22 protein-coding genes are annotated in these 21,867 nt (G+C 66.5%); 10 read left to right on the top strand and 12 right to left on the bottom strand.

Going from position 1 to position 21,867, the window contains the following annotated elements; all coding sequences use genetic code 11:
- Window positions 1-24 precede the first annotated feature (24 nt).
- From kstD to SLQ30_RS24170, 3 genes are all read left to right on the top strand, one after another.
- Window positions 25-1,707 (top strand): 3-oxosteroid 1-dehydrogenase, encoded by a 1,683-nt coding sequence (kstD, locus tag SLQ30_RS24180; RefSeq protein WP_319449315.1) that lies wholly within the window; start codon window positions 25-27, stop codon window positions 1,705-1,707.
- Window positions 1,708-1,709: 2 nt separating this feature from the next.
- Window positions 1,710-2,570, top strand: coding sequence for a MaoC/PaaZ C-terminal domain-containing protein (locus SLQ30_RS24175; RefSeq protein ID WP_319449314.1), 861 nt, complete (start codon window positions 1,710-1,712; stop codon window positions 2,568-2,570).
- 333 nt (window positions 2,571-2,903) lie between these two features.
- Window positions 2,904-3,947 (top strand): MPT63 family protein, encoded by a 1,044-nt coding sequence (locus tag SLQ30_RS24170; RefSeq protein WP_319449313.1) that lies wholly within the window; start codon window positions 2,904-2,906, stop codon window positions 3,945-3,947.
- A gap of 3 nt (window positions 3,948-3,950) precedes the next feature.
- Here the strand turns inward: SLQ30_RS24170 and SLQ30_RS24165 are convergent, their stop codons facing one another.
- The 10 genes from SLQ30_RS24165 to SLQ30_RS24120 form a co-directional block, all read right to left on the bottom strand.
- Window positions 3,951-4,715: a hypothetical protein gene (locus tag SLQ30_RS24165; protein WP_319449312.1), complete on the bottom strand. Its 765-nt coding sequence runs from the start codon at window positions 4,713-4,715 to the stop codon at window positions 3,951-3,953.
- A gap of 61 nt (window positions 4,716-4,776) precedes the next feature.
- The gene (locus SLQ30_RS24160; protein ID WP_319449311.1) at window positions 4,777-6,402 is read right to left on the bottom strand and encodes a serine/threonine-protein kinase; all 1,626 of its coding nucleotides are present in this window, start codon (window positions 6,400-6,402) and stop codon (window positions 4,777-4,779) included.
- 123 nt (window positions 6,403-6,525) lie between these two features.
- On the bottom strand, window positions 6,526-7,269 hold the full coding sequence (locus SLQ30_RS24155; RefSeq protein ID WP_319449310.1) for a hypothetical protein: 744 nt from the start codon (window positions 7,267-7,269) through the stop codon (window positions 6,526-6,528).
- Between the two features lie 18 nt (window positions 7,270-7,287).
- Window positions 7,288-8,340 carry a hypothetical protein gene (locus SLQ30_RS24150; protein ID WP_319449309.1) on the bottom strand — a complete coding sequence of 351 codons (1,053 nt, stop codon included), beginning with the start codon at window positions 8,338-8,340 and terminating at the stop codon, window positions 7,288-7,290.
- Between the two features lie 92 nt (window positions 8,341-8,432).
- Window positions 8,433-9,602 (bottom strand): lipid-transfer protein, encoded by a 1,170-nt coding sequence (locus SLQ30_RS24145; protein ID WP_319449308.1) that lies wholly within the window; start codon window positions 9,600-9,602, stop codon window positions 8,433-8,435.
- Entirely contained in the window at window positions 9,602-10,000 is a 399-nt protein-coding gene (locus SLQ30_RS24140) for a MaoC family dehydratase (RefSeq protein WP_319449307.1), read from the bottom strand. The genes SLQ30_RS24145 and SLQ30_RS24140 overlap by 1 nt, the downstream gene beginning before the upstream one ends.
- Complete coding sequence (locus tag SLQ30_RS24135; protein WP_319449306.1) at window positions 9,997-10,962, bottom strand: bifunctional MaoC family dehydratase N-terminal/OB-fold nucleic acid binding domain-containing protein; 966 nt, start codon at window positions 10,960-10,962, stop codon at window positions 9,997-9,999. The genes SLQ30_RS24140 and SLQ30_RS24135 overlap by 4 nt, the downstream gene beginning before the upstream one ends.
- A gap of 52 nt (window positions 10,963-11,014) precedes the next feature.
- The gene (gene fadE29 / locus SLQ30_RS24130) at window positions 11,015-12,178 is read right to left on the bottom strand and encodes an acyl-CoA dehydrogenase FadE29 (protein WP_319449305.1); all 1,164 of its coding nucleotides are present in this window, start codon (window positions 12,176-12,178) and stop codon (window positions 11,015-11,017) included.
- Complete coding sequence (locus tag SLQ30_RS24125; RefSeq protein ID WP_319449304.1) at window positions 12,163-13,185, bottom strand: acyl-CoA dehydrogenase family protein; 1,023 nt, start codon at window positions 13,183-13,185, stop codon at window positions 12,163-12,165. Before SLQ30_RS24125 ends, fadE29 begins: the two co-directional genes overlap by 16 nt.
- Before the next feature lie 43 nt (window positions 13,186-13,228).
- Window positions 13,229-14,470, bottom strand: coding sequence for a cytochrome P450 (locus SLQ30_RS24120; protein ID WP_319449303.1), 1,242 nt, complete (start codon window positions 14,468-14,470; stop codon window positions 13,229-13,231).
- 121 nt (window positions 14,471-14,591) lie between these two features.
- Between SLQ30_RS24120 and SLQ30_RS24115 the strand changes: the two genes are divergently transcribed.
- From SLQ30_RS24115 to SLQ30_RS24100, 4 genes are read left to right on the top strand one after another with little or no spacing between them, the layout of a single operon-like run.
- Window positions 14,592-15,755 carry a steroid 3-ketoacyl-CoA thiolase gene (locus SLQ30_RS24115; RefSeq protein WP_319449302.1) on the top strand — a complete coding sequence of 388 codons (1,164 nt, stop codon included), beginning with the start codon at window positions 14,592-14,594 and terminating at the stop codon, window positions 15,753-15,755.
- A 1-nt stretch (window position 15,756) separates the two neighbouring features.
- Window positions 15,757-16,149, top strand: a complete 393-nt coding sequence (locus tag SLQ30_RS24110; RefSeq protein ID WP_319449301.1) for a hypothetical protein — start codon at window positions 15,757-15,759, stop codon at window positions 16,147-16,149.
- A gap of 9 nt (window positions 16,150-16,158) precedes the next feature.
- Window positions 16,159-16,638 carry a nitroreductase family deazaflavin-dependent oxidoreductase gene (locus SLQ30_RS24105; protein ID WP_319449300.1) on the top strand — a complete coding sequence of 160 codons (480 nt, stop codon included), beginning with the start codon at window positions 16,159-16,161 and terminating at the stop codon, window positions 16,636-16,638.
- Window positions 16,639-16,643: 5 nt separating this feature from the next.
- Window positions 16,644-17,627, top strand: a complete 984-nt coding sequence (locus SLQ30_RS24100; protein WP_319449299.1) for a hypothetical protein — start codon at window positions 16,644-16,646, stop codon at window positions 17,625-17,627.
- A gap of 16 nt (window positions 17,628-17,643) precedes the next feature.
- Here the strand turns inward: SLQ30_RS24100 and SLQ30_RS24095 are convergent, their stop codons facing one another.
- Both SLQ30_RS24095 and SLQ30_RS24090 read right to left on the bottom strand, forming a co-directional pair.
- Window positions 17,644-18,549 (bottom strand): SDR family oxidoreductase, encoded by a 906-nt coding sequence (locus SLQ30_RS24095; RefSeq protein WP_319449298.1) that lies wholly within the window; start codon window positions 18,547-18,549, stop codon window positions 17,644-17,646.
- A gap of 15 nt (window positions 18,550-18,564) precedes the next feature.
- A complete protein-coding gene (locus tag SLQ30_RS24090) occupies window positions 18,565-19,347 on the bottom strand; it encodes an SDR family oxidoreductase (RefSeq protein ID WP_319449297.1) in 783 nt (260 codons plus the stop codon).
- Between the two features lie 65 nt (window positions 19,348-19,412).
- Here SLQ30_RS24090 and echA20 point away from each other — a divergent pair, with 65 nt between their 5' ends.
- The 3 genes from echA20 to ipdB are packed head-to-tail and all read left to right on the top strand — an operon-like array spanning window position 19,413 to window position 21,828.
- Window positions 19,413-20,171: a (7aS)-7a-methyl-1,5-dioxo-2,3,5,6,7,7a-hexahydro-1H-indene-carboxyl-CoA hydrolase gene (gene echA20 / locus SLQ30_RS24085; protein WP_319449296.1), complete on the top strand. Its 759-nt coding sequence runs from the start codon at window positions 19,413-19,415 to the stop codon at window positions 20,169-20,171.
- On the top strand, window positions 20,168-21,082 hold the full coding sequence (gene ipdA / locus SLQ30_RS24080) for a cholesterol ring-cleaving hydrolase subunit IpdA (RefSeq protein WP_319449295.1): 915 nt from the start codon (window positions 20,168-20,170) through the stop codon (window positions 21,080-21,082). The genes echA20 and ipdA overlap by 4 nt, the downstream gene beginning before the upstream one ends.
- On the top strand, window positions 21,079-21,828 hold the full coding sequence (gene ipdB, locus SLQ30_RS24075) for a cholesterol ring-cleaving hydrolase subunit IpdB (RefSeq protein ID WP_319449294.1): 750 nt from the start codon (window positions 21,079-21,081) through the stop codon (window positions 21,826-21,828). The genes ipdA and ipdB overlap by 4 nt, the downstream gene beginning before the upstream one ends.
- The last annotated feature ends 39 nt before the right edge of the window (window positions 21,829-21,867 follow it).

Raw genomic sequence — 21,867 nt, 5'->3', positions numbered from 1 at the left:
GGGCAATTCTATAACGTGTTCTATATGACTGAGCAGGAGTACGACGTCGTCGTGGTCGGCAGTGGCGCCGCCGGCATGGTCGCCGCCCTCACCGCTGCCCGCCAGGGACTCTCGACAGTAGTCGTTGAGAAGGCCCCGCACTACGGAGGTTCCACTGCGCGGTCAGGTGGTGGCGTGTGGATCCCAAACAACGAGATCCTCAAGCGCGACGGTGTCAAAGACAGCCCCGCCGCCGCCGCCGAATACCTGCACAGCATCATCGGCGACGTCGTTCCGGGCGAGAAGATCGACACCTACCTCGAGCGCGGGCCGGAGATGCTGTCGTTCGTGCTCAAGAACTCGCCCCTGAAGCTGTGCTGGGTGCCCGGATACTCCGACTACTACCCCGAGAGCCCGGGCGGTAAGCCGACGGGTCGGTCGGTCGAGCCAAAGCCGTTCAACGCCAAGAAACTTGGCGCCGACGAGAAGGGACTCGAACCGCCGTACGGCAAGGTCCCGCTGAACATGGTGGTGATGCAGCAGGACTACGTCCGGCTGAACCAACTCAAGCGCCACCCGCGTGGGCTGCTGCGCAGCCTCAAGGTGGGCGTGCGCTCGGTGTGGGCCAATGCCACCGGCAAGAACCTGGTCGGCATGGGTCGGGCGCTGATCGCGCCGCTGCGCATCGGGTTGCAAAAGGCTGGCGTCCCGGTGCTGCTCAACACCGCACTGACGGATCTCTACGTCTCCGACGGCACCGTACGCGGAGTCTACGTTCGGGACACGACCGGGCCGGAATCAGCTGAGCCGCAACTGATCAAGGCACGCCGCGGCGTGATCCTCGGCAGCGGCGGGTTCGAGCACAACGAGCAGATGCGGGTGAAGTACCAGCGCGCGCCGATCACCACCGAGTGGACCGTTGGCGCGGCTGCGAACACCGGCGACGGCATCTTGGCGGCCGAAAAGCTCGGCGCCGCTTTGGAGTTGATGGAGGACGCCTGGTGGGGTCCGACGGTGCCGTTGGTGGGCGCTCCGTGGTTCGCGCTGTCTGAGCGCAACTCCCCCGGAGCGATCATCGTCAACATGGCAGGCAAGCGGTTCATGAACGAATCGATGCCCTACGTCGAGGCCGGCCACAATATGTACGGCGGCCAGTACGGGCAAGGCGCGGGGCCCGGCGAGAACATTCCGGCCTGGCTGATCTTCGACCAGCAATACCGGGACCGGTTCATCTTCGCGGGTCTGCAACCGGGCCAACGGATTCCGAAGAAGTGGATGGAGTCCGGCGTGATCGTCAAGGCTGACACGCTCGAGGAGCTGGCCGGATCGACCGGGTTGTCCGCCGACGCGCTGAAGGCCACCGTCGAGCGCTTCAACGGGTTCGCCCGATCCGGTGTCGACGAGGACTTCAAGCGCGGCGAGAGTGCTTACGACCGCTACTACGGCGACCCGACGAACAAGCCCAACCCCAACCTCGGCGAGCTCAGCCACGCGCCGTACTACGCGGCCAAGATGGTGCCGGGCGACCTCGGCACCAAGGGCGGCGTGCGCACCGACGTGCACGGCCGTGCGCTACGCGACGACGACTCGATCATCGCTGGCCTCTACGCGGCGGGCAACGTCAGCTCGCCGGTGATGGGACACACCTACCCGGGGCCAGGCGGCACCATCGGACCCGCGATGACGTTCGGTTACCTCGCTGCCCTTCACCTCGCCGGCAAGGAGTAGCCGTGCCCATCGATGTCGACGTAGCACTGGGTGCGGATCTGCCCGCCGACGAATTCTCTTGGACCAGTAGCGATATCCAGCTTTATCACCTCGGGCTGGGTGCGGGTCGGGATCCGATGGACCCCCGTGAGTTGCGGTACCTCACCGACGACACCCCACAGGTGCTTCCGACGTTCGGCAACGTCGCGCAGACGTTCCATGACACCAAGGCGCCGACGGTGAAGTTCCCCGGCATCGACATCGAGCTCAGCAAGGTGCTGCACGCCAGTGAGGCCGTCATCGTGCCGGGCCCCATCCCACCCTCCGGCACCGGCATCGCGATCACCCGGTTCACCGACATCTGGGACAAGGGCAAAGCCGCCGTCATCTGGTCGGAGACAGAAGTGAAGGCCCCCGACGGCACGCTGCTGTGGACGCAGAAGCGGTCGATCTTCGCCCGCGGCGAGGGCGGATTCGGCGGCGACCGCGGACCGTCGACGTCGTCGGAGCCCCCACAAGGCGAGCCGGACTTCGAAATCGCCATCCCGGTTTCGCCGCAACAGGCGCTGCTGTATCGGATGTGCGGCGACCGCAACCCGTTGCACTCGGATCCCGAATTCGCTGCTGCCGCAGGCTTTCCCAGGCCGATCCTGCACGGGCTGTGCACCTACGGCATGACGGCGAAGGCCATGACCGACCTGCTACTCGACGGCGATGCGTCCCGGATCGGCAGCTACGGCGCCCGGTTCGCTGGCGTGGTGATTCCCGGCGAGACGCTCAAGGTCAGCATTTGGAAGGAAGGTGACGGCTTCCAAGCGATCGTCACCGCGCCCGAGCGTGACGACGCCGTCGCGTTGGCGGGTGTGGAGCTGATCCCGGCCTAGCCGATTCAGTGTTGCCGAGTCTTCATCAGTGGTGATTTCACATTGGTCCAGCATCAGCGCACGGCATCGAACCGACCATTCGATCAGCGTGCACTTTACTTTGCTGGCGCCGCCGATCCAGTTCGCCGCACGCGTCGCTTCGAACGAAACCATGCGCTACCGGTCCCCTCGCCTCGTCGCATCGGCGTTGCGCGCACTCACCTGCGAAGACGTTAATCGCGGCGCCACAACGGATCCGAGGTGCTCAACCTCACAGTGACCTGCTAGTTTCGTTTGAAGTCACCATCCCGTCGGGGGATGTCGTTAGTAGTCACTTTCAGGAGGGCACGACACGTGAAGTTCACCAACGCACTGGCTGCGGCCGCGGCCATCACCGCAGCGGGGTCCATCGGGATCGTCTTCGGCGCGCCGACTGCGGCCGCCGATGCGACCACCCAGACGCTCGGCTCGCAGGGCAAGCTCGTCGACGGCGCGGGCAACGTCGTCCAGGGCTGGACCATCAGCGGTCTCAAGCCGAGCAGCGACGTCATCCCCCATCAGCTGAACGGCACGCTGTGGGAGGCGACGGCCACCGACGAGGCAGTCCAGGGCGGCGCCACCCCGATCGTGTCGAACCTGAATGCGCGGGCCAGCGATGGCGAGACTTACCGCGTGCTGTTTGGCGCCGCCACCCCGCAGGGCATCAACCCGGCGACGCTCGGACAGGGCGAAAAGACCACCGGCAAGGTCTACTTCGACGTGACGGGTGCAGCGCCCGACAGCGTCGTCTACAACACCGGCGGCCAAGACGTCCTCGTGTGGGCGGGCTCGCCGGCGACCAGTCAGGGCGGGACAAGCTCGAAGCCTGCGCAGTCGGGCAGCGGAAGCGGTGCGAGTAGCTCCGCCGCTCCGGCCACGGCCGCGACGCCGGGCGCTGCGACGGGCGCGGTGCCTGCCACGCCTGCGGTCGACGGCACGGTGACGCCTGGCACGGCGGCCACCGGAGGTACTCCCGTGACCCCACTTTCCACCGGTAGCCAGGGCACCCCGCTTCCTGCGGGTAGCACGGGTACTCCAGTCCCCGCGGGCACGTCGGTCCCGGCAGGCACGTCGGCCCCGGCAGGCACGTCGGTCCCGGCAGGTAGCCAAGGCACCCCGCTACCTGCAGGCGAGGGTGCGCCCCAGCCCGCGAGCGTCGGCACGGCGCCGGTCAGCGGCGGCACGCCTGCAAGCGCCGGAACGCCTGCAACTGCTGGCACGCCTGCTGGTGTCGAGGCACCCGCAGCTGCTCCCGCACCCGAAGCAGCGGCGCCCGCAGCAGCACCCGCACCCGCGGGCAGCCAGGGCACGCCCGTCGCGCCGACCTCGACGCCGGTAGTGCCGCCGCCAGCCGGCTGACCGTCAGGAGTGGTTTGACCACCACGCGTACAACTGGTCGAGGGTCGGCCCTTCGGGGCCGGCCCTCACTGCGTTGAGCACCAGTTCGGCATCGTTGGTCCACATCACCTGGGGTTGCTCATGCGACAGCCCGCACACCAGCGTGCCTGCGATCTTCTGCGGGCTGGCGTTGCGCCGCCACGGCCCCGGCGACTGAATGCTGTTGGGGCAGTCGACGAGGTCGGCGTCCACGATGGCCGCACCCACTGCGGCGCTCAAGGCGGCGTCGTCCTTCATCAGTGCGTACGTCGCCGAGGGTGGTCCACCGGCGTCGGCGTTCTTCGTGCAATTGACCGCAGCGACAGCGCCTTTCGGTAGCTCGGCCGGCGCGCAGGCATCCGCCGCATAGCCCGCGGGCAGCAGCGCGCTCAGTCGTTTCTGCGCCACGCCGTCCACCGTCGAGGCCACGGCCGAGCCCGAGTCGCCGGACCGCCACAGCAGCGCACCCACAACCAGGACGAGCGCTGCTCCGGCCACCGCCGCCGCGACGACGACCGGCCGAGGCCCTTGCCGCTTGACCGTTCGCGCATCGAACGCCAACGTCGCGCTCACGCTTCCCGCGGCAATGTGCTCGACCGGTGGGGCCGGCCGGAAACTGTCCGGCCATCGACTTCCGTCGTCGTAGGTTGGCCGCGGATGGACGGACTCGATGATGACGGTCTGCTCGTCGTGCGCGGCGACCGGGTCCCGAGGCGGCCGGGACTCCAAACGTCGCCCAGGCGTCGTCATCCCTCACCCCCCGTATCGCTCACTGTCACTTCAAGACCCGTGGAGTGAGGATAACGGGCCGTCAGGAGTGGCTTGTCCACCACACATAGAGCTCGTCGAGATTCGGGGTGTCCTTGGCGCCCTCGACGGAGCTGAGCACCAGATTGGCGTCGTCGGTCCACACCACTATCGGAACGCTGCCCCGGAAGCCGCAGAACAGCGTGCCGCTGACTAACTGCGGCGTGGCATTTCGTCGCCACGGGCCCGGCGACTGGATGTTGCCGGGGCAGTTGACCATGGTGGAACTGGAGACGATTCCGTCGAACGCGCTCTTGAGCGCCGCCTTGTCACCGGCCAGCGTGTAGGTGGCCGCTGGCGGACCGCCCGCGTCGGAGTTCGCCGTACAACTCACCTTCGCCTGCACACCGTTGGGTGCTTCAGCCGGCTTGCACGACTCGGCGGGGTAGCCCGCGGGAAGCAGTCCCGACAGCCGGTTTTGCGCCGCGGAATCCACTGGCGTCGACGTGCTCGACGCCGTGCTTTCGGCTGACGAATCAGACCCACCGGACGGCCACAAGAGCCATGTCGCCAGCGCGACGATCAGCGCAGCGGCGAGCCCAACGAGAATCGGAAGAGCATGTGACCGTTCGCGCTTGACTTGCATCGCGCGTGGGTCGACCGAAAACGACGCGGTAACCCGATCAGCGATCGACGGTTCGACAGGCGCTGGGTGATACCACGGCGGCGGCGCGATGCCGGCCGGTGCGGTGTCCACCACGTCGGGTGCCACGTAGGGCGGCTGCGCGTGCATCGCGTCAACGCGTTCGGAGAAGGCACGGGCGAAGTCGGAACAGCGGGCGAACCGGTCCTCGGGCCGCTTGGCCAGTGCGACAGCCAGCACGGGGTCGAGGGCGGCGAGTTCCGGTCGCGTCGCCGCCAGCGCAGGAGGCGGGGTGTGCAATTGGTGGTCGATCACCACCTCCGGGTCGGTGTTCGAGAACAGCGGGGTGCCACTCAGCAGGCGGTACGCCGTAGCCGCAAGCGCGTACTGGTCGGCAGGGCCACCTACCTCCTCCCCACGCAGTTGTTCTGGGGCACAGTAGGCGACCGTTCCGACGGTCATGTTCGACGTCGTGGCTTCGCCGTTGTCATTGATGTCGTGGGCTATCCCGAAGTCGGTCAACAAGATTCGCTGATCGCCGTCATCGTCCAGATGTGTCAGCATGATATTGGCCGGCTTGACATCGCGGTGCAATAAGCCCCGTTTGTGGGCGCTGTCGAGTGCGTTGGCGACGGCGGTGACGATGCGGGCCACGTCCTCGGCGGGCATGCCCGCCGGATAGCGCTCGGCGGCCAGTCGTGCGGCGTCGAGTCCGTCGACGTAGTCCATGGAGATCCACAGCTGTCCGTCGTCCTCCCCGCGGTCGTGCACGCCGACGATGTTCGGATGCCACATCGTCGAAGCGAGGTCGGCTTCCCGATTGAAGCGGATCCGATATTCGTCGTCGGATGACCAACCCAACGGAAGCAATTTCAACGCGTCCAGCCGCGGAAGCCTCGGATGCTGCGCAAGGTAGACCTCGCCCATTCCGCCGGAGCCGAGCAATTGAACGATCTTGTAACCGGCGAAGATCTGACCGCTGGTCAGCCCTTCGCCCGGCTGGTACGGCTGTGGTGGCTGGTCATCGGGCGGCGGAGGCGAACTCATGTGCCTACCTCCGTGTCCCTCACGGCCAGCGGAGAATTCCCATGCATCACCTATGAGGGTAATCGGCGACGGCCAGTTGGCGCGCCCGTGTGTCCGATCGGCCGCGCGTCACCTCCTACACCACTACATCCGGCGCGAGAGGTCCTCGTCGCCGTGCCGCGTAGGCGCGGGCGGACCCACCGGTGCCGGGCCCGCATTGTGCTGGCGCTCACCGGGTCCCGCAGCCTCGGCCGGAGGCTGTTCGACGGGCGCCTCGTGCGCCTTGGCTTCGCGTTCGTGCTGCGGGGTCTGATCCTGACGGTTGTCTTGGCCCTCGCGCGACGGCTGTTGCTGCGCCCCTGGAGCCCCGCCGGCAGGACCCTGCCCGCCGCCCTGGCCGCCCGCACCCTGGCTCGCGGCCGGCTGCCCGGCCCCGGGTGATCCGGCTGGCGCCTGGTCCGCGGCTTGTGCATCCGCTCCTTGCGAGCCACCGTCTTTCGAGCCGCCGCTCTGGACGGCCTTCATCGCCTGCTCCATCAGCGACCCGAAGATGCTGGAGCCCCCTTCGCCCCCGCCTGCCTTGCCCGCCTGCTGCGCCATCTGGCCGACCTGGCCGAGCATCTGCCCGATCTGACCGATCCCCTGGTTGCCCTGGTCGTCGGCGTTCTGGTACGCCGACTTCGCGGAATCGACCTTGCCGGAGAACATCGTCTCCTTGGCCTGCAGCGCCGTCACGTTCGCGGCCAGCGGAGCGGACAGCGTCGGCATGACGGCGGCTATGGTCATGCTCAAGCCGTCCTCGCCGGGGGAAATGGTCGGCATCGGCGGCATGTCCACCGACGCGGGATCCCAGGAAGTGCCGTCCTGCATCCCAAGTGGGTCACCCATCAGCGCGAACCTCCTGACTCACCAGTCATCGTCAACCTCGTCGCCCAAGTCGTATTCGAGCGGAGCAGGGGGCGCCAGCGAAGCAGCGGTGCCACCACTCTCCCCGCGCTGACCCATCATGCCCATGCCGCCGCCCATGCCGCCCGACACCGGAGCAACCCCACCGATCGCCGCGGTGCCCGCACCCGCAGGACGCACCGCGACGTCATCCAGGGTGGTGCCAACCAGTTTCGCCATCATCGGGGTCTGCGGGGGCGAACCACCACCTCCTGGCAAGGACGCCGCCTTCACCAATCCGGCGCCACCACCCGCACCGGAGCCCCCGGCTAGCGGGTGGTTGGAGAACGCTGAGAAGGGGCTGATCCCCTTGCCCGCGCCTGCCCCCGAACCGCCCTTGCCGAACATCTGGGTGAGCTGCTGCAGCGGCTGCGTCACCTGCTGCATCATCTGCTGCGGGGCCTGCATGAGTTGTCCGGGCAGTTGGGCGGCCATGCCACCCAACTGACTCATCATCTTCATCATTTCCTGGCCGCCTTGCGCGGTGCCTGGCGGAGCGCCGGCGTTAGGCGTGCTCGGTGGGACCCCCATGCTGTTGGCGACCTCGGCCGACGCTTCGTTGACGTACGCGATGTTCTGCGACAGGCCCATCTTGATGCGGCTCTGGATCAACTCGTCGGTGTTGCTGACCAGGGCGGCGGCGGCCTGAAGCGCCATACATTCCTGCTGGACCTCTTCGGCCGTCGCGTTCGCCAGCCCCTTCGTCTTGACGACGCTGAGTTCCATGGCCTGTAGCTTGAGCGCGATGGCCGCCGCATGCGCGGCATTGGCCTCGTGACCTGCGATGATCGTGGTGGCCTCGCCTGCTGCGGCGACCGAACTGGCCCCGGTCCACTTGGCCGCCAGCGCCGTCAGCTGGCTCTGCTGCAACGGCACGACGGAACCCGTCAGCTTGGCCGCCCACGCCTGGTACTCGGCCGCAGCCGAAGCGAGCTGCTCCTCGTCGACGTTCGGCCAACCAGGACCCGTCACGGTCTGCGACCCATACGGGCTTTGGTCCTGTGGCACCCCCACGACACGGCTCCCCTCACACAGTGCGGCCAGCAATCAGGACTCGGCCAGCAATCAGAACTCAGATTACCGTCGCCGCGGGGGGTCGGGACGCACTAACTGAGGATGAGCCCCGAGGTCGGCACTCCGGTACCTGCCGTGACGAGCACGTGCTCGACGTCTGGCACGGGGTTGACCGACGTGCCACGGAGCTGTCGCACGCCCTCGGCGATGCCGTTCATTCCGTGGATGTAGGCCTCGCCAAGTTGACCGCCATGAGTGTTGATCGGCAACCGTCCACCGAGCTCGATCGCGCCATCGGCGATGTAGTCCTTGGCCTCGCCCCAGCCGCAGAACCCCAACTCCTCCAACTGAATCAGCGTGAACGGCGTGAAGTGGTCGTAGAGGATCGCCGTCTGGATGTCCGTCGGCTTCAGCCCGGACTGCGCCCACAGCTGCTTGCCGACCAGCCCCATCTCGGGAAGCCCGTCCAGTTCGGGTCGGTAGTAGCTCACCATGGAGTACTGATCCGGACTGGAGCCCTGCGCGGCGGCGTCGATGACGGCGGGCCGCTGCTTGAGATCCTTGGCCCGCTCCGCCGAGGTGATCACCAGCGCAACGCCGCCGTCGGTCTCCTGGCAGCAATCCAGCAGCCTCAGCGGTTCGGCGATCCACCGCGAGTTCTGGTGGTCTTCGATGGTGATGGGCTTCTCGTAGAAGTACGCCTTGGGGTTGTTCGCGGCGTGCTTGCGGTCGGCGACGGACACCGCGCCGAAGTCCTTGCTGGTGGCGCCAGAGAGGTGCATGTAGCGCTTGGCGATCATGGCGACCTGCGCGGCCGGAGTCGACAACCCGTGCGGGTAGGAGAACGAATTGTCCACACCCGTCGAGTCGGCGTTCTCCACCAGCCGCATCTGAACCTGACCGAAGCGCTGACCCGAGCGTTCGTTGAACGCGCGGTACGCCACGACGCAATCCGCGACGCCGGTGGCTACCGCGATGGCGGCCTGCTGGACGGTCGCGCACGCCGCGCCGCCTCCGTGGTGAATCTTGGAGAAGAACTTCAGGTCGCCGATGCCCGTGGCGCGCGCAATGGCGACCTCGGTATTGGAGTCCATCGTGAACGTCACCATGCCGTCGACGTCGGCCGGAGTCAGCCCGGCGTCATCGAGCGCGTCGAGCACCGCCTCCGAGGCCAGCCGAAGCTCGCTGCGGCCAGAGTTCTTGGAGAAGTCGGTGGCGCCGATGCCGACGATCGCGGCCTTGCCGGACAGTTCGCCGGGCATCAGGCACCCACCGTCAAGGTGGCGTTGGCGATCACGTGGTCGCCAAGGCTGTTGCTGCCCTTGATCTTCAGCGTGATCAATCCATCCTCCACAGCGGTCACTTCACCGGTGAACGTCACGGTGTCGTAGGCGTACCACGGCACGCCGAGGCGCAGTCCAATCGTCTTGATGACGGCCGACGGCCCCGCCCAGTCGGTGATGAAGCGCTGCACCAGACCGGTATCGGTGAGGATGTTGACGAAGATGTCCTTGGACCCCTTCGCCTGCGCCTTGTCGCGGTCGTGGTGCACGTCCTGGTAGTCGCGCGTCGCGATGGCGGTGGACACGATGAACGTCGGGTCGCCGTAGAGCTTGAGTTCGGGCAGCTTGGTGCCCACCTCTACCACCGGGGCGGTCATGCGTTCGGCTCCCATGCGTAGTTGGTCCAGGCCGGCCCGACGTCGTTGGCCGGAAAGTCGATATAGATTGCGCGGACTGGCATTCCGATCTCCACACTGGCGGGGTCGACGTTGCGGAGCTCACCGAGCATCCGCACGCCTTCTTCGAGTTCGACGAGTGCGATGACGAACGGCAACGTGCGGCCGGGGACCTTCGGGGCGTGGTGCACGACGAAGCTGAACACCGTGCCGTTACCCGATGCGACGACGTAATCGGTCGTCTGTTCCCGCTCCGCCCACAGCGCAGGCACCGGTGGATGCTGCAGGCTGCCGTCGGGTCGCTTCTGGATGCGCAGTTCGTGCGCGTTGACGCCGTCCCAGAAGAATTTGGTGTCCTTCGACGACGCCGGACGCATCGCCGAGTCGGCATCCAGGTCGTCGGGCACCGTGCTCGGAGCGGCCTCTGCTTTGTCGGCCGGGATGAACTTCATGATGCGCCACATCATTTCGGCGACGTCCTCATCGCCGACCGACCACGTGATGGTCTGTGTGATGAAGAAGGCCTCGCCAAGCGCGGTCCGCTTCGGGCCGACGACGTCCGTCAGTTCGGCGGCGACGCTGACCTCCTCGCCAGGACGCAGATAGCGGTGGTAGGTCTGCTCGCAGTTGGTCGCGACGACGCCGATGTACCCTGCCTCGTCGAACAAGTCGAGGATCTTGCTCAGCGGATCGTCGTCAGGGCGAACGCCGCCCAGCCCCATCATCGTCCACACCTGAATCATCGCGGGCGGGGCGACGAGGCCGGGATGGCCCGCCGCCGTCGCCGCGGACTCGTCGACGTAGATGGGATTCTTGTCGCCGATGGCGTCGAGCCAATGCTCGACCATCGGCTGGTTCACCGGGTGGCGACCAACCCGCGGCTTGCTCTTGCCCTCGGCCTTGACCCGCTCGGCCGCAGCCATAATTTCTTCGGACGCGCTCATCTGTGCCCTCTGTCCCCTGCACTTCGTGTGGGGCCCCACTTCGCGCAGGCGCTCATCGCGGAACCCTCGGAACCTTCAGTCCGGCAGCAGCGATCATCTCGCGCATCACCTCGTTCACGCCACCACCGAAGGTGATGACCAGATTTCGCTTGGTCTGGCTGTCGAGCCATTCCAGTAGCTCTGCGGTATCGGGGTCGGCCGGGTTTCCGTGCGCGCCGACGATCTCTTCGGCCAGCCGCCCGGCGTACTGAATGCGTTCGGTGCCAAACACTTTGGTGGCCGCGGCGTCCGCTACGTCGATGGTCTCGCCGCCGGCCGCCACCTGCCAGTTGAGCAACTCGTTGATGCGCCACAGCGCCTTGAGCTCGCCGAGCGAGCGCTTGACGTCGTCGTGGTCGAGCGGGATGTCGCCGTTGCTGCCGGGTTTGGACGCCCAGGCGTGCACTCGGTCGTACAGCGCAGCGACCCGGCCCGCCGGACCGAGCATCACCCGCTCGTTGTTGAGCTGCGTGGTGATCAGTCGCCAGCCGGCGTTCTCCTCACCGACGAGCATGTCGACGGGCACCCTGACATCGTTGTAATACGTGGCGTTGGTGTGGTGCGCGCCGTCGGACAGGATCATCGGCGTCCATGAGTAGCCGGGGTCGGTCGTGTCGACGATCAGGATCGAAATGCCTTTGTGTTTCACGGCTTCCGGGTCGGTACGGACGGCCAGCCAGATGTAGTCGGCATCGTGCCCACCGGTGGTGAACACCTTCTGGCCGTTCACGATGTACTCGTCGCCCTGCCGTACCGCGGTGGTGCGCAGCGAGGCCAGATCGGTACCTGCCTCCGGCTCGGTGTAGCCGATCGCGAAATGCACGTCGCCTGCGAGGATGCCCGGCAGGAACTTCTTCTTTTGGAGCTCGCTGCCGTACTGCTGCAGCGTCGGCCCGACGGTCTGCAGCGTCACTGCGGGCAGTGGCACGTCGGCCCGCTGCGCCTCGTTGACGAAGATGGACTGTTCGATGGGGCCAAAACCCAAGCCGCCGAACTCCTTCGGCCAGCCGACCCCAAGCTTGTTGTCGGAGCCCATCCGCTTGATGATGGCCCGATACGTGTCGTTGTGCCGGTTGGCCTCCATCGCCTTGGCCTCCTCTGGCGAGATCAGCGTCGAGAAGTACTGCCGGAGTTCGGCTTGCAGCTGACGCTGCTCGGGAGTCAGTTCGATGTACATAGCGCTCCCACCAGGTCGAGGCGATGCGACGGCCCGCCGAGAAGTCGGGTCAGGTCCTTGATCGTCGAGTAGTAGCGGTCCATCGGATAGGCGATGTCCATGCCCATGCCGCCGTGCAGGTGATGACACAGCTGCATGACTGGCGGCGCCTGCGACGTCAGCCAGTAGCCGAGCACGTCGAGGTCTTCGGCGGCGTCGCGCCCCTCAGAGAGCCGCCACACCACCGACGTCGACGCCAAGGTGATCGTGCGTGACGCGATGTAGATCTCGGCGAGTTGTGCGGCCACCGTCTGGAATGTCGACAGCGGCTTGCCGAACTGCTCGCGGTTCGCGACGTAGTCGGCGGTGAGTCGCAACGCGCCCGCCACCAGCCCGGCCGCGTAGGCGCCCGTCGCTGCGAGCACCAGCTGGTTGACCCGACTGACCGCATCCGCTCCGCCGAGTACATCAGCGTCTGTGACCGCGACGTCTGCGAAGGTCACGACGTACTCGTCGGAGTGATTGGCGGTCGACGTCTTCGTCAGCGTGACGCCGTCCGCCTTCGACGACACCACGACGACGCCACCATCGGTGGTGACGACGATCCAATCCGCTTGGCCCGCATGGGGAACACCAATCTTGGTGCCCGACAACTTGCCGCCGGCGAAACTGGTCACGGGCCGCTCCGGCAGCGCGTGTCCCGGCTCGTTGAGCGCCGCGGTGAGCACGCCGCCCTTAGCCGCGCCCGAGAGGAAGCGGTCCTGCTGGTCGTCGGAGGCAAGGTCGAGCAGCGGGATCAGCCCGAGGCCGAGTGTCGCGAAGGCAGCGGTGGTGTTGCCGTGCCTACCGATCTCGGTGAGCGCGGACGCGACCTCGGCAAGCCCGAGCCCGTCACCGCCAAGCCGCTCCGGCACGCCGAAGGCGATCACACCGCCGTCGACGAGCGCCTGCCAGCTGTTGTCCCGGCCGAGCGCGGAAGTTACCACGTCGGCGACCGCCTGCTGCCCTTCGTCTGGGCTGAAGTCCACCCGAATCCTCCTTGATTCCTGGGATTTTGAGCGCTAGCCGGACCTAGGCGCCGGTGCCGCTGTAGTCCACCTGCCAGTGCTTGATCCCGTTGAGCCATCCCGACCGTAACCGCTCGGGCTCGCCGATAGGCTTGAGGTCGGGCATGTGATCGGCCACCGCGTTGAAGATGAGGTTGATCGTCATCCTGGCGAGGTTGGCCCCGATGCAGAAATGGGCCCCCGTACCCCCGAACCCGACGTGCGGGTTCGGGTCGCGAAGGATATTGAAAGTCTGAGGTGCGTCGAAGACCTCTTCGTCGAAGTTGGCCGAGCGGTAGGAAATCACCACGCGCTGGCCCTTCTTGATCTGCACACCCGACAGCTCGGTGTCCTCGAGCGCGGTGCGCTGGAAGGCCGACACGGGAGTGGCCCACCGGACGATCTCGTCGGCGGCCGTCGACGGGCGTTCCTTCTTGTAGAGCTCCCACTGGTCCGGGTTGTTCGCCAGCGCGATCATGCCGTGGGTGATCGAGTTACGAGTGGTCTCATTGCCAGCCACTGCGAGCATCACCACGAAGAAACCGAACTCGTCGTCGGACAGCTTCTCGCCGTCGATATCGGCCTCGACCAGCCGTGTGACGATGTCGTCGGTGGGGTTCTTGACGCGTTCTTCGGCCATCTTCATCGCGTAGGTGATGAGCTCGAACGACGACATCGCCGGATCGACGTCGGCGTACTCCGGGTCCTCGCCTGCAGTCATCTCGTTGGACCAGCGGAACAGCTTGTCGCGGTCGTCCTGCGGCACGCCCAACAGGCCTGCAATGGCCTGCAGCGGCAGCTCGCACGACACCTGCTCGACGAAGTCACCACTGCCCTCGGCCGCGGCGGACTTGACGATGTTCTGGGCGCGCTGGCTGAGCTCCTCCTCGAGCCGCCCCACCACCCGCGGCGTGAACCCGCGCGAGATGATCTTGCGCAGCCTGGTGTGCTGCGGCGCATCCATGTTGAGCAGCACGGCCTTCTGCAGATCGATCGCCGAGCGTTCCATCCCCTGCGGCCAGGTCGGGATCGCGCCGTCCGGCGAGCTACCGAAGACGTCGTTGCGCTTCGACACTTCCTTGACATCGGCGTGCTTGGTGACCAGCCAGTAGCCCTTGTCCCCGAATCCGCCGGTGCCACCGGGTACGTCGACCCAGTGAATGGGTTCGGACTTGCGCAGTTCGGCAAGTTCCTCGACCGGCAGGCGCTCGAGGTTCAGCGCCGAGTCCAGGAAGTCGAAGTCAGCTGGAATGTTGAGGGGGGCCATAAAGGGTGCGCTCCTAATTGCAACGTGTTCTAGTGCCAGTAAAACACGGCTCCACCGCAGATCAAAGACGTGGCAGCATCGCAGCTTGTCAGACTAATGAAACGTGTTCTAGCCTGGCGGGATGGGTAACCCTGTCATCGTTGAAGCCACGCGCAGCCCCATCGGCAAGCGCAACGGATGGTTGTCTGGCCTGCACGCCACCGAGCTGCTGGGCGCCACGCAACGAGCACTGGTCGAGAAGGCCGGCATCGATGCCGGCCTCGTCGAGCAGGTCATCGGCGGCTGCGTCACACAGTATGGCGAGCAGTCGAACAACATCACCCGGGTGAGCTGGCTTGTGGCGGGGCTGCCCGACCACGTGGGCGCCATGACCGTGGACTGCCAGTGTGGCAGCAGCCAGCAGGCCAACGGATTGATCGCCGGCCTCATCGCCGCAGGCGCGATCGACGTCGGCATCGCCTGCGGTATCGAGGCGATGAGCCGCGTCGGCCTTGGCGCCAACGCGGGCCCCGACCGCAACATCCTGAGGCCCGAGTCATGGGACATCGACCTGCCCGACCAGTTCACCGCGGCCGAACGAATTGCCAAGCGCCGCGGCATCACCCGTGAGGACATCGACCAGTTCGGCTTCGACTCTCAGCGCAAGGCCAAGCAGGCGTGGGCCGAGGGCCGGTTCGATCGCGAGATCTCGGCCATCGTCGCTCCGGTGCTCGACGAGAACAAGCAGCCGACCTCGGAGCGCGCTCCGGTGACGCGCGATCAGGGCCTGCGCGACACCACGCTGGAAGGTCTGGCGCAGCTGAAGCCCGTCATCGAGGGCGCAATTCACACCGCGGGCACGTCATCGCAGATCTCCGACGGTGCCGCTGCGGTGCTGTGGATGGACGAGGACAAGGCGAAGGCCCTCGGCCTCAAGCCCCGCGCCCGCATCATCAGCCAGGCGCTCGTCGGTGCCGAGCCGTACTACCACCTCGACGGGCCAGTGCAGTCGACGGCCAAGGTGCTCGAAAAGGCCGGCATGAAGATGGGTGACATCGACATCACCGAGATCAACGAGGCCTTCGCGTCGGTCGTGTTGTCCTGGGCTCGGGTTCACGAGCCCGACATGGACACCGTCAACGTCAACGGTGGCGCGATCGCGCTTGGCCATCCGGTCGGCAGCACCGGCAGCCGACTGATCACCACCGCGCTGCACGAGTTGGAGCGCACCGACAAGAGCACGGCGCTCATCACGATGTGTGCGGGTGGCGCTTTGTCGACGGGCACCATCATCGAGCGCATCTGAGATGTCCGATACGGCAACCCGGGTCTTCACCGAAGCCGAACGCATCGCCGCCGCGCAGGCCTACATCGACGCGCTGGTGAGCCACGATGCGAGCGGGGTTCCGTTCGCCCCGGAGTGCACACGCGTCGAAGTGGGGTTGAAGACCGGTTTCTCGGGAAATCACCTGCGCCGCAGCCTGAATCGTGGTCCGCAGTATCTGGTGATTCGGTCGACGACGCAGCCCGAGTTCACGGTCGAGCGTGATCACGTCAGGGCCCGGTTCGACCTGGTGACCAAGCCGTCGGTCGCGGGGCGGCGGGTCGGTGCTCACATCGACGAGACCTTCCTGATCCCCGCCGGGGACGGGCTCATCCACCACATTCGGGCTGGTATCCGTCCGTTCGTCACGCGATAGAGTCACGTCATGGCCAATCCATCCCGCCCGCTGAAGCCCAAGCAGATCGAGGGCCTGAACTCGGCGAAGGTCGGCACCGCGATCAAGTGGATGTCGAAAGCCCAGACCTGGATCTTCAAGAAGTCAGGCGGGAAACTCGGCAACAAGTTCCTGAAGGGCACCGAGGTCGGAATCCTGACTACGGTCGGCCGCAAGTCGGGTGAGCCAAGGGACAGCCCGCTGCTGTTCCTACCGGAGGGCCAGCGCATCGTGCTCGTCGCCTCGCAGGGCGGCCGTGCCACCAACCCGATGTGGTACCTCAACCTGGTGGCCAACCCGCGCGTGACCTTCCGGACCAAGAGCGGCCTGCACGAGCTCACCGCCCGCGATGCCACCGACCCCGAGCGCGACGAGTACTGGCCCAAGCTCGACGCCATGTACCCCGACTTCGTCAACTACCGCTCCTACACCGACCGCAAGATCCCGATCGTCATCTGCGACCCGGCGTAGCCAGCATGCCGCCGGCGGCCACCATCGTCCTGGCGGTCGTGACGGTCGTTGCGGCGGCCTGCTCGTCGGAACCGAGTACCGCCCGCGAGGCCACCACGAGCCAGCCGTCCGGAGCGGCGGCCCTTCACGGCGTCTATCGGGCGGACTACGCAGGCGACGAGCAAGTCTGGAACGGCAAGCCCCGTCCTGACGAGATGTCGGCGCGGCAGTACACGATCCGGTCGGAGTGCACGGGCGACACGTGCGTGGCCACCGGCGTTCGACTTCGTGACGACGACGCCACCCACGTCTTCACCGAGGACGACGGCAAGGACGTCGAGCCGCTGACGATCGACCTCGTCGGCGACCAATGGCGGTGGGCCGAACGGTACGAGTACAGGTGCGACGCGGACGGCAGCACCGGTCACGAATTCGTCGCCTGGTCGGTCACCCCTCAGTCCGACGGAAAGCTCACTGGGACACGGGTCGACGCGCGGTTCGCTAGCCCCGCCTGTACCGGCGTCTTCGAAGTGCCGATCACGTTGTCACGCGTCAAGGACTCCGATGCCGAAGTATCGCTGCCCGACCCCGCCGCCCAGCCTGCGTGGACACACACCGCCCCGGCCGCCTTGACCGGAAACTACAACATCACCAACACGCCGCGCCAGCCCGGCGACCAATCTCCCACGCTCCCTGCGAAATTCACGTCGTTCTGCGTACGCAACACCGATACCTGCATCGCGCTCGAACGCTTCACCGGGTCGTCGGGCACCGAGTCTGTCAACGCGCTCGAATTCGCCGACGGCCGTTGGACCATGACGTACCTGGGCGGAGAGGTGACGTGCCCACTCGGCGGGAAGGCCGCCAGGACGACATACCTGGAGTTCGTCCTGCCCAACCCCGTCACCATTCCGATCGATGCCATGACCGGCTTGCAGCGCTCCACCTTCGGCGGCGACTGCACCGACGTCAACGAGTGGGACCTCGTCGCCAAACGCGTTCGCGACTGAGGCTCGACCGAGGTGATCAGGCGCCGAATACCGGGAGTGGCGTTCGAGATTCGGCCAGCAGTCCGGTAACGACGGGTCCAAGTTCGGCCGGATCCCAGCGGGCACCCTTGTCGGCCTCGGCGCCGCGCGCCCAGCCTTCGGCGACGCGGATAATGCCGCCCTCGACCTCGAAGACACGGCCGGTGACGTCGCGCGACTCCACACTGCCCAGCCACACCACCAGCGGCGAAACGTTCTCTGGCGCCATAGCGTCGAAGGCGGAGTCCTGGGTCGACATCATGTCGGCGAACACCGTCTCGGTCATCCGGGTGCGCGCCGAAGGCGCGATCGCGTTGACGCTCACGCCATAGCGGCCCATCTCGGCGGCGGCGACCAACGTCAGCGCGGCGATGCCAGCCTTGGAGGCGCTGTAGTTGGCCTGCCCGACGCTACCTTGAAGGCCCGCACCGGAACTGGTGTTGATGATGCGCGCATCAACGGGTTGGCCCGCCTTCGACTGGGCGCGCCAGTACGCCGCGGCGTGCTTCATGGTGGCGAAGTGCCCCTTCAGGTGTACGGCGGTGACGGCGTCGAACTCTTCCTCGCTGGTGTTGGCGAACATCCGGTCGCGGACGATGCCCGCGTTGTTGACCAGGACATCCAGCCCGCCGAACTTCTCGACCGCCGTCTGGACGAGGCCCTCGGCCTGCGCCCAGTCGGCAACGTTGGCGCCGCTGGTGACGGCTTCCCCTCCGGCGGCGATGATCTCGTCGACCACACCCTGGGCCGCACTTCCACCGCCAGCGGGAGATCCGTCGAGGCCGACGCCGATGTCGTTGACCACGACGCGCGCCCCCTCGGCGGCGAAGGCCACGGCATGTGCGCGGCCGATGCCGCCACCTGCACCCGTCACGATGACCACGCGGCCGTCGAGCAGTCCCATATGCTTTGTCTCCCTTTACTTGATGTCTGCGGTGGTGGTCGCAAGGTAATGGGGCGGCTCGCCGCCGCCGTGCACTTCGAGCGACGCGCCACTGATGTAGGCGGCCGCATCCGATGCGAGAAACGCTGTGGCCCAACCGACGTCGGAGGGCTTGGCGAGCCTGCCGAGCGGAACGTTCTTCGAGATGGCCGCAATGGATTCGGCGTCGCCGTAGAAGAGTTCGGACTGCTCGGTCTCGACCATGCCGACGACTACGCTGTTCACCCTGACCTTGGGTGCCCATTCGACCGCCAGCGTGCTGGTGATGCTCTCCATCCCGGCCTTTGCCGCACCGTAGGCGACGGTGCCGGGGGTCGGTCGACGACCGCTGACGCTGGCGATGTTGATGATCGATCCGCCTTGCGGTTGGTTCTGCATCACGGCGTTCGCGTGTGTCGATACCGAGAGCGGGCCAAGGAGATTGAGCTCGATGATCTTGGTGCTGAACTTCGCCGACGAATCCGCGGCGAGCACGTAGGGCGAGCCACCGGCGTTGTTGACTACGACGTCGAGTCGTCCGTGCTTGGCGACGACGGCCTCGATGAGCGCCTTGACCGAATCGTCGTCGCGCACGTCGCAGGAGTGGAAGTCGTACGGCTGGCCCTCGACGGGGCGGCGCGCGCAGGTGACGACGGTAGCGCCTTGAGCGGCGAAGACGGCACTGATGCCTGCGCCGACTCCACGTACCCCGCCGGTCACCAGAACGACTCGGCCGCGAAGGTCGAGATTGATGCCAACACTGTCAGCCCCGTCAGTCACTGTGCTAGCGTACCAAGCAAGTGCTTGCTTAGGTAGCCACCCCCAGGAGTAGCTGAGGTATCCGCATGTCGATCACCACGAAAACCATCGAACCGGGCATCGTCTCGGTCACCGTCGATTACCCACCCGTGAACGCCATCCCGTCGAAGGGCTGGTTCGAACTCGGCGACGCCATTACGGCCGCGGGCCGCGATCACAGCACCCACGTGGTGATCCTGCGCGCCGAGGGACGCGGCTTCAACGCGGGTGTCGACATCAAGGAGATGCAGAACACCGAGGGCTTCACTGCGCTCATTGACGCCAACCGCGGCTGCTTCCACGCGTTCCGCGCGGTGTACGAATGCGAGGTGCCCGTCGTCACGGCGGTCAACGGCTTCTGCGTCGGCGGCGGCATCGGGCTGGTCGGCAACTCCGACGTCATCGTCGCCTCCGACGACGCGAAGTTCGGCCTACCCGAGGTCGAACGCGGGGCGCTCGGCGCGGCCACCCACCTGTCCCGACTGGTGCCGCAGCACTTGATGCGCCGACTGTTCTTCACCGCCGCCACCGTCGACGCGGAGACGCTGCACCATTTCGGTTCCGTCCACGAGGTGGTTCCGCGGGCCGAGCTGGACGAGTCAGCGCTGCGCGTCGCCCGCGACATCGCATCCAAGGACACCCGGGTTATCCGGGCGGCCAAGGAAGCGCTGAACTTCATCGACATTCAGCCGGTCAACGCCAGATACCGTATGGAACAGGGCTTTACGTTCGAGCTCAACCTGGCCGGCGTGTCCGACGAGCACCGTGATGCGTTCGCGGGAACCTCGAAGAAGGAGGCCAAATGAGCGACAAGACAACGACTTTGGACGAGGCCGTGGCCTCGATCGAGAGCGGCATGACCATCGGCATCGGCGGCTGGGGGTCGCGGCGCAAGCCGATGGCCTTCGTCCGCGCGCTGCTACGCACCGACGTCACCGACCTCACCGTCGTCACCTACGGCGGGCCGGATCTCGGGCTGCTCTGCTCGGCAGGCAAGGTCAAGCGCGTGTACTACGGCTTCGTGTCGCTGGACTCGCCGCCCTTCTACGATCCGTGGTTCGCCAAGGCCCGCACGACCGGCGCCATCGAGGCCCGCGAGATGGACGAAGGCATGGTGCGATGCGGGCTGCAGGCAGCGGCTCAGCGGCTGCCGTTCCTGCCGATCCGGGCCGGTCTCGGCAGCGACGTGCGCGCCTTCTGGGGCGACGAACTCAAGACGGTCACCTCGCCGTATTCGACGCCATCCATCCCCGGGTCGCTTCGCTCCAGCCCGCCGGAAGGTGGGTTCGAGGAACTCATCGCGATGCCCGCACTGAACCTCGACGCCGCCTTCGTGCACCTCAATCTCGGTGACGCACAGGGCAACGCGGCCTACACCGGCATCGACCCGTACTTCGACGACCTCTTCCTGATGGCGGCGCAGCGACGCCTGCTTTCCGTCGAGCGCGTGGTGCCCACCGAAGAGTTGATCAAGGCGGTGCCGCCGCAGGCCCTGCTGATCAACCGGATGATGGTCGATGCCGTCGTCGAGGCTCCGAACGGTGCCCACTTCACCACGGCAGAACCCGATTACAAGCGCGACGAGAAGTTCCAGCGCCACTATGCCGAGGCCGCAGGCTCCGACGAGACGTGGGCCGAATTCGTCAAGACCTACCTCTCCGGTAGCGAAGCCGACTACCAGGAAGCGGTCCGCAAATTCCAGGAGGGACAAGCATGAGCTCTGCCACCCGAGCCGAGGTGTGCGCCGTCGCGTGCGCCGAATTGTTCCGCGACGCAGGCGAAATCATGGTCAGCCCGATGGCCAACATGGTGGCCGTCGGCGCTCGACTGGCGCGGCTCACCTTCTCCCCCGACATCCTATTGACCGACGGTGAGGCGCGCCTACTGGCCGACACCCCGCCGATGGGCGCCACCGGCGCGATCGAGGGCTGGATGCCGTTCGGGCGCGTCTTCGAGACCCTGGCCTGGGGTCGTCGCCACGTGGTGATGGGCGCCAACCAGATCGACCGGTACGGCAACCAGAACCTGTCGGCATTCGGGCCGATCCAACACCCCAAGCGTCAGATGTTCGGCGTACGCGGCGCCCCGGGCAACACCATCAACCATGCCACCAGCTACTGGGTCGGCAACCATTCCACGCGGGTGTTCGGCGAATCGGTGGACATCGTGTCCGGAATAGGCTGGGACAAGATGGATCCCGCCAACCCGGCCTTCCGGTTCGCAAACGTGTACCAAGTGGTGACCAACCTCGGCGTCTTCGACTTCAACGGACCCGAGCATCAGATGCGGGCGGTGTCACTGCATCCGGGTGTCGACGCCGCAGAGGTCGCAGAGAATACGTCCTTCGAGGTGCACGGCGTCGACACCGCGGGCGTCACCCGGCTGCCGACTGATGACGAGCTTCGGCTCATACGGGAGACGATCGATCCCAAGAGCGTGCGGGACAAAGAGATCCGATCGTGAGTACGTTCCAGGGGGCAGGAGCGCAGCGACTCGGGGGAC

The organism is Mycobacterium sp. RTGN4, assembly GCF_033804635.1.
Lineage (GTDB): Bacteria > Actinomycetota > Actinomycetes > Mycobacteriales > Mycobacteriaceae > Mycobacterium.
The sequence above is the reverse complement of the archived record's forward strand: the minus strand, read 5'-3'. Positions and strand labels throughout refer to the sequence as shown.

Excerpts from the sequence above, each read along its gene's own strand:
- SLQ30_RS24160 (WP_319449311.1), bottom strand. The coding sequence starts at position 6,402 with ATGAGTTCGCCTCCGCCGCCCGATGACCAGCCACCACAGCCGTACCAG.
- SLQ30_RS24100 (WP_319449299.1), top strand. The coding sequence starts at position 16,644 with ATGCCGCCGGCGGCCACCATCGTCCTGGCGGTCGTGACGGTCGTTGCG.
- fadE29 (WP_319449305.1), bottom strand. The coding sequence starts at position 12,178 with ATGTACATCGAACTGACTCCCGAGCAGCGTCAGCTGCAAGCCGAACTC.
- SLQ30_RS24155 (WP_319449310.1), bottom strand. The coding sequence starts at position 7,269 with ATGGGTGACCCACTTGGGATGCAGGACGGCACTTCCTGGGATCCCGCG.
- SLQ30_RS24120 (WP_319449303.1), bottom strand. The coding sequence starts at position 14,470 with ATGGCCCCCCTCAACATTCCAGCTGACTTCGACTTCCTGGACTCGGCG.
- SLQ30_RS24110 (WP_319449301.1), top strand. The coding sequence starts at position 15,757 with ATGTCCGATACGGCAACCCGGGTCTTCACCGAAGCCGAACGCATCGCC.
- ipdA (WP_319449295.1), top strand. The coding sequence starts at position 20,168 with ATGAGCGACAAGACAACGACTTTGGACGAGGCCGTGGCCTCGATCGAG.
- SLQ30_RS24140 (WP_319449307.1), bottom strand. The coding sequence starts at position 10,000 with ATGACCGCCCCGGTGGTAGAGGTGGGCACCAAGCTGCCCGAACTCAAG.
- kstD (WP_319449315.1), top strand. The coding sequence starts at position 25 with ATGACTGAGCAGGAGTACGACGTCGTCGTGGTCGGCAGTGGCGCCGCC.
- ipdB (WP_319449294.1), top strand. The coding sequence starts at position 21,079 with ATGAGCTCTGCCACCCGAGCCGAGGTGTGCGCCGTCGCGTGCGCCGAA.
- echA20 (WP_319449296.1), top strand. The coding sequence starts at position 19,413 with ATGTCGATCACCACGAAAACCATCGAACCGGGCATCGTCTCGGTCACC.
- SLQ30_RS24165 (WP_319449312.1), bottom strand. The coding sequence starts at position 4,715 with ATGACGACGCCTGGGCGACGTTTGGAGTCCCGGCCGCCTCGGGACCCG.
- SLQ30_RS24115 (WP_319449302.1), top strand. The coding sequence starts at position 14,592 with ATGGGTAACCCTGTCATCGTTGAAGCCACGCGCAGCCCCATCGGCAAG.
- SLQ30_RS24105 (WP_319449300.1), top strand. The coding sequence starts at position 16,159 with ATGGCCAATCCATCCCGCCCGCTGAAGCCCAAGCAGATCGAGGGCCTG.
- SLQ30_RS24095 (WP_319449298.1), bottom strand. The coding sequence starts at position 18,549 with ATGGGACTGCTCGACGGCCGCGTGGTCATCGTGACGGGTGCAGGTGGC.
- SLQ30_RS24135 (WP_319449306.1), bottom strand. The coding sequence starts at position 10,962 with ATGAGCGCGTCCGAAGAAATTATGGCTGCGGCCGAGCGGGTCAAGGCC.
- SLQ30_RS24145 (WP_319449308.1), bottom strand. The coding sequence starts at position 9,602 with ATGCCCGGCGAACTGTCCGGCAAGGCCGCGATCGTCGGCATCGGCGCC.